Below are 8,754 nucleotides of genomic sequence, written 5' to 3'. Positions count from 1 at the left end.
CTCCCACAGGGGCCTCATTCCCCCTGTGGGAGCGGCTTCATCGAGGCGTCGAACCGCCGCGAAGAGGCCGCCCCTGCCTTCAAAGCACTCTGTCAAACTGCTGCGGCCAATCCCTGCGGGTAAACACCTGCCCCTGCGTCCTCACCCGCCGCACTTGCTGCAGATCCAGCTCGCACACCAGCCATTGGCTGGTAGCCGGGCTCAAGTCCTCACTCAGCGCCAGCACCCCATCCCCCGGCATCCCATGATCCGGCGGCACGAACAGCCCTGCCCGGCCCTGATTCTCGTCCAGCGCTGGCGACCAAGGCGCCAGCCCGACCGTGGGGCTCTGCAACACGGCAATCTGGTTTTCCAGTGCCCGCGCCTGGGCGCCGATACGCACCCGGTGATAACCCGCCTCGGTATCGGTACAGCTCGGCGCCAGGATCAGGTCGGCACCGTCCTCGGCCAGGCACCGGGCCAGCATCGGGAACTCGTTGTCGTAGCAGATCAGGATCCCCAGGCGCCCCAGTTCGGTGTCGAACACCTGCAATCCCTGGCCTGCGGTGATACCCCATTGCTCGCGCTCGAAGCGGGTCATCATCAGCTTGTCCTGGTAGCCGAGTACGCCCTTGGGGCCGAACAGCCAGGCACGGTTGCGGTAGCACCCATCGCCGTCGAGCACTGGCATGCTCCCCGGTTGCAGGTAGATACCCCAGCGTCGGGCAATGCTCTCGCACAGCGCTTTCCAAGGTTCGATCAACGGCTGGATGCCGGCGATGGACGCCTTCAGGTCCCCCCGCTGCTCGGCACTCAGCTGGCCACTGAGCACCAGCCCGGCGTACTCCGGCAGCAACAGCAAGCGTGCGCCCATTTCCACCGCCTCGGCGCAAAGGCCTTGCAAATGGTCGGCATAGGCGTCCCAGGTTTCATGCAGCTCAATGGCGTACTGGCAGGCCGCCAGGTGGATCATATCGGCAGTTCCTTCAGCCAGAACGACATCAGTTTCTCCGAGCTTTCCTGCTCGTCCAGGTCGCGCCAGGCATAGCGGGTGCGCAGCGACGGGTCGTGCAGAAAGCCGCGGTTACGCCAGAAGCCATGCAGCGGCTTGTAGTCCGCAGGCCGCCGCGGGTGAACGCCGGGCCGCTCGACCGCGCAGAAAGCACAGTAGTCGAACTCGGCCAGTTTGTGCGCATAGGACTCGCGCTCGATAAAGAAGCGCACCCCCAGGCCCTGGCCACGGTATTGCGGCAATACCAGCGACTCACCGAAGTAATACACGCTGGCCGGGTCGCGCCCCTGGGCCAGGAACGGCTGCTGAAACTGCGGCGCAACATCCACCAGCGGCAGGCCGGTGGAGGCACCGACCACCTTGCCGTCGTCCAGCGCCAGCACCACCAGGCTGCGCCCGGAGCGGGCATAGCTCGCCAGGTAGTCGGCCTCGTACGCCGGGGTGCCGTCGTAAAGGTAGGGAAACTCGCGGAACACGGTAAGGCGCAGGCGAGCGAGGTCATCGATGTAAGGCGCGATAGCGGCGCCGTGCAACAGGCGTATTTCCATGCTTGGCGGTCGTTTTGTCGATGTGGATGACGCGCTCGGCTAAGCCGGGCTTGAGGGGAAACCCTATCATCCGAGGCAACGTCCCGCCTTTTCCCTACACGACAGGTATTGTTCCATGACCGCTACCGAACTGGTAAATGCTTACTACGCCGCCTTTAACGCTGGCGACATGCCGGGCTTTCTGGCGCTGCTCAGCGAAGACGTGATTCACGACATCAACCAGGGTGAGCGGCAGATGGGCAAGGCCAGGTTTGCCGCGTTCATGGACAAGATGAACCGCTGCTACCGTGAACGCCTGGCCGATATCGTGGTGATGCAGAACGCCGACGGCAGCCGTGCGGCGGCGGAGTTCACCGTGCATGGGGAATACCTGGCCGATGACGAGGGGTTGCCGGCGGCCAACGGGCAGACCTATGTGCTGGCGGCGGGGGCGTTCTTCTATATCCACTGCGGCAAGATTGCGCGGGTGAGCAACTACTACAACCTCAATGACTGGGTTGAGCAGGTTGCCTGAGCCTGACAAGCTCCATTGTCTGTACCGGCCTCTTCGCGGGCACGCCCGCTCCCACAGGGATCCCACTGCTCCCGGAGTCAGTGGTAATCCTGTGGGAGCGGGCATGCCCGCGAAGTGGCCCGGTCAGGCGATACGGGTACCCAGCACTTTCAGGAAGGCTGCAAGCCATGCCGGGTGCGCTGGCCACGCCGGTGCCGTCACCAGGTTGCCGTCCACATGCGCCTGGTCCACAGCGATGTCGATGAACGTTCCCCCCGCCAGTCGCACCTCCGGCGCACAGGCCGGGTAAGCGCTGCATTCACGGCCTTCCAGCACGCCAGCCGCAGCCAGCAACTGGGCGCCATGGCACACCGCGGCAATCGGCTTGCCGGCCTTGTCGAATGCACGCACCAGTTCCAGTACCTTCTCATCCAGGCGCAGGTACTCCGGCGCGCGGCCACCCGGGATCAGCAGCGCGTCGTAACTCTCGGGCCGTACCCGCACGAAGTCATGGTTCAGGGCAAAATTGTGCCCGGGCTTTTCGCTGTAGGTCTGCTCACCCTCGAAGTCATGGATCGCCGTGCGTACGGTCTGCCCCGCCACCTTCTCCGGGCATACGGCATGGACCGTGTGGCCGACCATGCTTAGCGCCTGGAACGGCACCATCGCTTCGTAATCCTCGACGTAATCGCCGACCAGCATGAGAATCTTCTTCGCCGTCATCGCACCCACTCCTTGCATTGCCCGTGAACAGTCAATGCACGATAGCCGCTATCAGTCGCGCCGGTCGAGCAGGTTGACCACCAGCCGGTCCAGCCAGCCCCATACCCGCTGCTTGACGCGCCGCCACAGTGGCCGGGCATGCCAGTGGGCGAGGTCGACTTCCTCGCTGTGGGCAAAGTCACGCTCGAAGCTGGCCACCACTGCGGCGGTCAACGGTGGGTCCAGCGCCTCGATGTTGGCTTCCAGGTTGAAGCGCAGGTTCCAGTGGTCGAAGTTGCACGAACCGACACTGACCCAGTCGTCTACCACAGCCATCTTCAGGTGCAGGAAGCAGGGCTGGTATTCGAATATGCGCACCCCGGCGCGCAGCAGGCGTGGGTAGTAACGATGCCCGGCGTAGCGCACAGACGGGTGGTCGGTGCGCGGGCCGGTCAACAGCAGGCGCACATCCAGGCCCTTGCTGGCGGCGCGGCGCAACGAGCGGCGCACGCTCCAGGTCGGCAGGAAGTACGGCGTGGCCAGCCACACCCGTTGCTTGCCACTGTTCAGGGCCCGCACCAACGAATGCAGGATGTCCTGATGCTGACGGGCGTCGGCATAGGCGACCCGTGCCATGCCCTGCCCTTGTGCAGGCACCTTGGGCAGGCGCGGCAGGCCGAAGCCTTCGGCGGGGCGCCAGGCGGTGCGGCGGTTGTTGGCGTGCCACTGGCGGTCGAACAGCAGCTGCCAGTCGCTTACCACCGGCCCTTGCATCTGCACCATCACCTCGTGCCACTCGCTGGTCTGGTCGCCCGGCGTCCAGAACTCGTCGGTAACCCCCGTGCCGCCGACCACCGCCCAGCGTTCGTCCACCAGCAGCAGCTTGCGGTGATCGCGGTACAGGTTGCGCAGGCCGCGCTTCCAGCGCAGGCGGTTGTACCAGCGCAGGTACACGCCCGCGTCCAGCAGACGCTGACGCAACTTGCTGTTGAATGCCAACGAGCCGTAGTCGTCGAACAGGCAGCGTACCCGAACCCCACGGCGGGCGGCCTGTTCCAGCGCTTCGACCACCGCCTCGGCGCAGGCGCCGGCCTCGACCAGATACAGCTCCAGGTCAACCTGAAATTCGGCGCGCACTATCGCGGTGAGCATGCGCGGAAAAAACTCGGGGCCGTCGATCAGCAGTTCGAACTGATTGCCATCCCGCCAGGGGAAGACCGGCCCCGGCATGTCAGCGCGCGGTGAAAATCAGTACCGCGTTAACCGGTACCGACGGATTGATGGACGTGAGCTTGGCAAACTTGCGCAGGCTTTCCAGCCCTGGCAGCAGGCCGAAGTCCTCGGCACGCAGCACCACAGGCTCCAGGGTGACGACCTGGAAACGGCGTTCGTCCAGCCGAGTGGCCAGCAACAGCGCGTTGTAGCTGTGCGACTGGCCGTGCAGGGTGACAGTGAGTGGCAGGCGCAGCTCGATCTGCGCACCGTTGGCCAGGTCGTTGATCGGCTGCAGATCCAGTTGCGCCTGCACCTTGGCCTCGGCAAAGCGCTCGACCTCGAACAGGCCGTCACGCATGCGTTCGTCACGCAACGGAATGCCGCTGCTGACCGAGTCCATCTCGATGCTCAGCCCCGCCACGCCCTTGCGGTCGACCTTGCCATGCAGCACCAGAAAGCGATGCACTTCAGCAGTGTCGCCGTTCTTGCCGGTGATGAATGACAGGCGAGACGATTCGCCATCGAGGTGCCAATTGGCGTGGGCGGGCAGGCAAAAAGCCAGCAACAGGGCGGGTAGCAGACGGGGCAACTTGAACATGACAGATCTCGTGAAACCAAGCCGCCAACCTTACCCGCCCGCCTTCACGGCAGCAAGCGGCAGCCCTCGCGCTGGCTTTGCCAGGCAGCCTGGTTGCGCCGGCCCAGGCCCTCGGCGGTCACCTGGCGCTGCTGGCTGTTTTCCTCCAGCGAACTCAGCGGCAGCCATTGCTGCACATAGCCCAGGCAATACGCCTGCTCGAAGCCCATGACGAAACGGCACGAACAATATTCCTTGGCCGAGTAGGCCGAGAGGATGCCGGGGAAGTCTGCCAGGGCCTGGCGCTCCTGCCAGGCCCAGTACAACAGCCCCGCCAGCACCAGCAACAACATGCGCTTCATGCACCCTCCCCGGCCAACGCAGCCAGTACCCGCTTGAGCAGCTCATCGTGGCGGTAGCTGCCGTCGCGGTCATCGGCATAGCGCACGATCACCAGCTTTTGCGCGGGCAGCACGTAAAGCGCCTGGCCCCAGTGACCGAAGGCGGCATAGGTGTCTGCGGGCGCATTCGGCCAAGGCCGCTGGGCACCGCCCAGTGGCTGGTGGAGCCACCAGTGGCCGCCGGGGTTGGCCTCGCCGGGTACCGGTTGGGCAAGGGCAAATGGCGTGCGGTTGAAGGCCACCCAGGCCTTGGGCAGCAGTTGCCGGCCCTGCCACTGGCCGTCGCGCTGCATCAGCAGGCCTATTCGGGCCAGGTCGCGGGCGCTCAGGTAGAGATAGGAAGACCCGACATAGGTACCCGCGCGATCGCGCTCCCACACTGCGCTGTCGATACCCAGCGGAGTGAACAGCGCATGCCAGGGGTAATCGGCGTACTGCCCGGCATCGAGCATGCCGCGCAGTGCGCCAGCCAGCAGATTGGTATCGCCACTGGAATAGAGAAACCGCTGGCCGGGGCTGGCCGCCGTGCCCCGCGCTGCCGTGTAGGCCGCCATGTCCTCGCGGCCACGGGTATACAGCATGGCCACCACCGAGGATTTGAGCGGGGCGTACTCGTAGTCTTCCTGCCAGTCCAGCCCGCTGGCCCAGTGCAGCAGGTCGGCCATGCGCACGCCGGGGTGGGCGCCCATGGCCGGGTAGAAACGAGCGACCGGGTCTTGCAGCTGGAAGCGCCCTTCGCCCTGGGCGACGCCCAGCAGCGTGGCCAGTACGCTCTTGCTGACCGACCAGGTGAGGTGCGCTGTGGCGGCGGTGGTGGGGGCTGCGTAGCGCTCGTGGAGGATACGGCCGTCGCGGATGATCAGCAGGGCATCGGTGCGGATGCCGCTGCGCTCGGAGGTGGGGTTTGCGGGGAATGCGTAGGCGTCGACGGCTTGCCAGTTGAGGTTAGCCTTATCGATCGGCCAGTCAGGCTGAGGCCATGCCTCCGCCCAGGCGCAACCCGTAATCATCGCCAGTATCAGCAGAAGTGCCTTCATCGCGTTCGCCTGCGTTGGGGCTGCTGTGCAGCCCATCGCCGGCAAGCCAGCTCCCACAGGTACGGCATATACCTCGGGCATTGCGCGATCAATGTGGGAGCTGGCTTGCCGGCGATGGGCCGCAAAGCGGCCCCAGGATTCAATAGTTCACGACAACCTATCAGGCATTCATGACAATCCCGCAGCAGTCCAAGCCTTGTTCAGCCGCTTCTCCCGCGCCGCCGCAGCCAGCGCCATTACCCCTTGGTCACGCTGCCAGATTTGTGCCCAGTGTTCCGGCCCCATCGCCAATGCCGCATCGATTTCCCCGCGCAACGCCTGAAACTGCGCAAACAGCCCGCCCAGCAACAAATGACAAGCCACGCTATCGGCACACTGCCGACTGCCCTCGGCGCACCCGGCCAGCAGCCCAAGCAACTGCAGGCGCAACCCTTGCGGCCAGGCGCATTCCTGCCCTACGCCATACAGCCAGGCCGTCAATGCGGTCAGCACGTACAGGTCCTCCAGCGAGCGGAACGGCTTCACATAAGCATCCCAGCCATCACCGGCCAGCAACTCGCAGGCGGCATGATCCAGCAGCACCCGCCCGTGGCCAACCTCTGGCATCAGCGGCAGGGTCGGCAGTGGCTCCAGGGTCACGCCATGCACCCCGGGGTACACCACTGCCAGGTTCAACTGCGGCGCCGCACCGGGCGCTTCGCTGCGCGCCGCCACCAGCAACCATTGCGCCTCCAGCCCTGCAGTGACGAAGTCCTTGCTGCCTGTCAGGCGCAAATCCTCCAGGCGCGTGCGCATGTCTGCCGGCCGCACACTGCGCCGCTCGGTCGCGCACAGGGCCCCGAGACTGGACGGAGCGCTGGGCCAGAGCACGCGCAAGGCCGCCTGATAGCCCAGCAGAAACGCCAGCCCCGGGGTGGCCATCGCGCGCCCTCCCAGAACTGCCAGTTCGAACGGGACAACCGGGCCAAGGCGCTCAAGCAGCGCGGCGTAGGTCTCGCCCAGGGAGCCCGCCAGCGTTTGCCGATGCGGGTCGTTGAGTCGTTGCAACCAAGCCATTGGACAGCTCCTCGCTGGGGCTTTCGGTGAAGGCTTTCGGGGGTGTCACGCAAGCATCACCAAACATTCACGGGGGTGACACCGCGTCTACCTAGGCTGACTTTGCACAACAAAGCCGACCGGCCGCAACCCTTCATGGCTGGCTTATGGAGACTCGTAATGACTCGGATCGCTCACTCTGGCGACAACAGCACTGAACGCCGTCTGCAAGCCGAACGCCTGGTTGGCGCCGCGGCCCTGCAAGAAGCCCAGGCCCTGCGCTACAAAGTGTTCAGCGCAGAATTCAAGGCCCGGCTCAGAGGCGCCGAGCAAGGCCTGGACATGGATGACTACGACGTGCACTGCCGCCACATTGGCGTACGCGACCTGAGCACCGGCAAGCTGGTCGCCACTACCCGCCTGCTCGACCATCAGGCCGCCAGCAGCCTGGGCCGTTTCTACAGCGAAGAAGAATTCAGCCTGCACGGTCTGTTGCAACTGCAGGGCCCGATCCTCGAACTGGGCCGTACCTGCGTGGCCCCCGACTACCGCAACGGCGGCACCATTGCCGTGCTCTGGGGCGAACTGGCCGAAGTGCTCAACGAGGGCCGTTACAGCTACCTGATGGGCTGCGCCAGCATCCCTATGCAGGACGGCGGCGTGCAGGCCCACGCTGTGATGCAGCGCCTGCGTGAGCGCTACCTGTGCACCGAACACTTGCGCGCCGAGCCGAAGAACCCGTTGCCGAAGCTGGCCCTGCCCGGCAACGTCATCGCCGAAATGCCACCACTGCTCAAGGCTTACATGCGCCTGGGCGCGAAGATCTGCGGCGAGCCGTGCTGGGACGAAGACTTCCAGGTAGCCGACGTGTTCATCCTGCTCAAGCGTGACGATCTGTGCCCACGCTACGCCCGCCACTTCAAGGCAGCGGTCTGATGCCGAAGTTGCGGGCACTGGCCCGCCTCACTCGCCTGCTGCTGGTGCTGCTTCTGGGCATGCTGATGGCCAGCGTGATCGCCGTGGGCGAGCGCCTGGGCTTCAAGGCGCCGATCGAGCGCCGCCAGCGCTGGAGCTGCCTGTTCATGAAACGCCTGGTCGCCGCCCTGCCCTTCGATGTGCGGGTGGTGGGCGCGCTGCCGCAACGGCCGATGCTGTGGGTCAGCAACCATGTTTCCTGGACCGACATACCGTTGCTGGGCATGCTGCTGCCGCTGTCGTTCCTGTCCAAGGCTGAAGTGCGCCACTGGCCGGTGGCCGGTTGGCTGGCGGAAAAAGCCGGCACCCTGTTCATCCGCCGTGGCGGCGGCGACAGCCAGCGCCTGCGCGAGCAGATCGCCGGGCAACTGGGCCTGGCCCGGCCGTTGCTGATCTTCCCCGAAGGCACCACCACCAACGGCCGCAGCCTGCGCACCTTTCATGGGCGTCTGCTGGCAGGCGCCATCGACCGTGGGGTGGCGGTGCAGCCGGTGGCTATCCAGTACCTGCGCGATGGCCAGATCGACACGATTGCGCCGTTCATTGGCGATGACGACATGGTGTCGCACCTGATGCGCCTGTTTGCCCAGCCGCGGGGTGAGGTTTGCATTCACATGCTGCAACCGATCGGTAGTGTGGGCAAGGAACGCGCGGTGCTGGCGGTGCAGGCGCAGCAGGCGATTCACCTGGCGCTGTTTGGGGTTGAAGACGTTGAGGTAGCACCACGGCGGCAGGCGCGGGCTGCTTGAGTGCCACAACATAAGCAGCGCCTGTGAGATC

11 protein-coding genes are annotated in these 8,754 nt (G+C 65.3%); 3 read left to right on the top strand and 8 right to left on the bottom strand.

The features are described from left to right. Nucleotides 1-79: 79 nt before the first annotated feature. Entirely contained in the window at nucleotides 80-952 is an 873-nt protein-coding gene (locus tag HP547_RS04365) for a carbon-nitrogen hydrolase family protein (protein ID WP_172231522.1), read from the bottom strand. Beyond that, on the bottom strand, nucleotides 949-1,539 hold the full coding sequence (locus HP547_RS04360; protein WP_172231525.1) for a GNAT family N-acetyltransferase: 591 nt from the start codon (nucleotides 1,537-1,539) through the stop codon (nucleotides 949-951). The genes HP547_RS04365 and HP547_RS04360 overlap by 4 nt, the downstream gene beginning before the upstream one ends. Nucleotides 1,540-1,654: 115 nt before the next feature. On the opposite strand from HP547_RS04360, the gene HP547_RS04355 reads away from it, so the two are divergent. After that, nucleotides 1,655-2,053, top strand: coding sequence for a nuclear transport factor 2 family protein (locus HP547_RS04355; protein ID WP_172285610.1), 399 nt, complete (start codon nucleotides 1,655-1,657; stop codon nucleotides 2,051-2,053). A 123-nt stretch (nucleotides 2,054-2,176) separates the two neighbouring features. Here the strand turns inward: HP547_RS04355 and HP547_RS04350 are convergent, their stop codons facing one another. The 6 genes from HP547_RS04350 to HP547_RS04325 all read right to left on the bottom strand — a co-directional run bounded on the left by HP547_RS04350 (nucleotide 2,177) and on the right by HP547_RS04325 (nucleotide 7,020). Further along, nucleotides 2,177-2,755: a DJ-1/PfpI family protein gene (locus HP547_RS04350; protein ID WP_172285609.1), complete on the bottom strand. Its 579-nt coding sequence runs from the start codon at nucleotides 2,753-2,755 to the stop codon at nucleotides 2,177-2,179. A gap of 51 nt (nucleotides 2,756-2,806) precedes the next feature. Continuing rightward, on the bottom strand, nucleotides 2,807-3,964 hold the full coding sequence (locus HP547_RS04345; RefSeq protein WP_172285608.1) for a phosphatidylserine/phosphatidylglycerophosphate/cardiolipin synthase family protein: 1,158 nt from the start codon (nucleotides 3,962-3,964) through the stop codon (nucleotides 2,807-2,809). Between the two features lies 1 nt (nucleotide 3,965). Next, complete coding sequence (locus HP547_RS04340; protein WP_172227447.1) at nucleotides 3,966-4,547, bottom strand: YceI family protein; 582 nt, start codon at nucleotides 4,545-4,547, stop codon at nucleotides 3,966-3,968. A gap of 44 nt (nucleotides 4,548-4,591) precedes the next feature. Continuing rightward, nucleotides 4,592-4,888, bottom strand: a complete 297-nt coding sequence (locus HP547_RS04335) for an amidase (protein WP_172227445.1) — start codon at nucleotides 4,886-4,888, stop codon at nucleotides 4,592-4,594. Beyond that, on the bottom strand, nucleotides 4,885-5,964 hold the full coding sequence (locus tag HP547_RS04330) for a serine hydrolase (protein ID WP_172285607.1): 1,080 nt from the start codon (nucleotides 5,962-5,964) through the stop codon (nucleotides 4,885-4,887). The genes HP547_RS04335 and HP547_RS04330 overlap by 4 nt, the downstream gene beginning before the upstream one ends. 168 nt (nucleotides 5,965-6,132) lie before the next feature. Beyond that, entirely contained in the window at nucleotides 6,133-7,020 is an 888-nt protein-coding gene (locus HP547_RS04325) for an acyl-CoA dehydrogenase (RefSeq protein WP_172227441.1), read from the bottom strand. A 159-nt stretch (nucleotides 7,021-7,179) separates the two neighbouring features. Here HP547_RS04325 and olsB point away from each other — a divergent pair, with 159 nt between their 5' ends. Further along, on the top strand, nucleotides 7,180-7,935 hold the full coding sequence (olsB, locus tag HP547_RS04320) for an L-ornithine N(alpha)-acyltransferase (protein WP_172227439.1): 756 nt from the start codon (nucleotides 7,180-7,182) through the stop codon (nucleotides 7,933-7,935). After that, entirely contained in the window at nucleotides 7,935-8,723 is a 789-nt protein-coding gene (locus HP547_RS04315) for a lysophospholipid acyltransferase family protein (protein WP_172285606.1), read from the top strand. Before olsB ends, HP547_RS04315 begins: the two co-directional genes overlap by 1 nt. The last annotated feature ends 31 nt before the right edge of the window (nucleotides 8,724-8,754 follow it).

The sequence above is a fragment of the Pseudomonas sp. CM27 genome (assembly GCF_013179515.1).
Classification (GTDB): domain Bacteria; phylum Pseudomonadota; class Gammaproteobacteria; order Pseudomonadales; family Pseudomonadaceae; genus Aquipseudomonas.
Note: the sequence above shows the minus strand (reverse complement) of the source record. Positions and strands in the feature narration are given on the sequence as shown.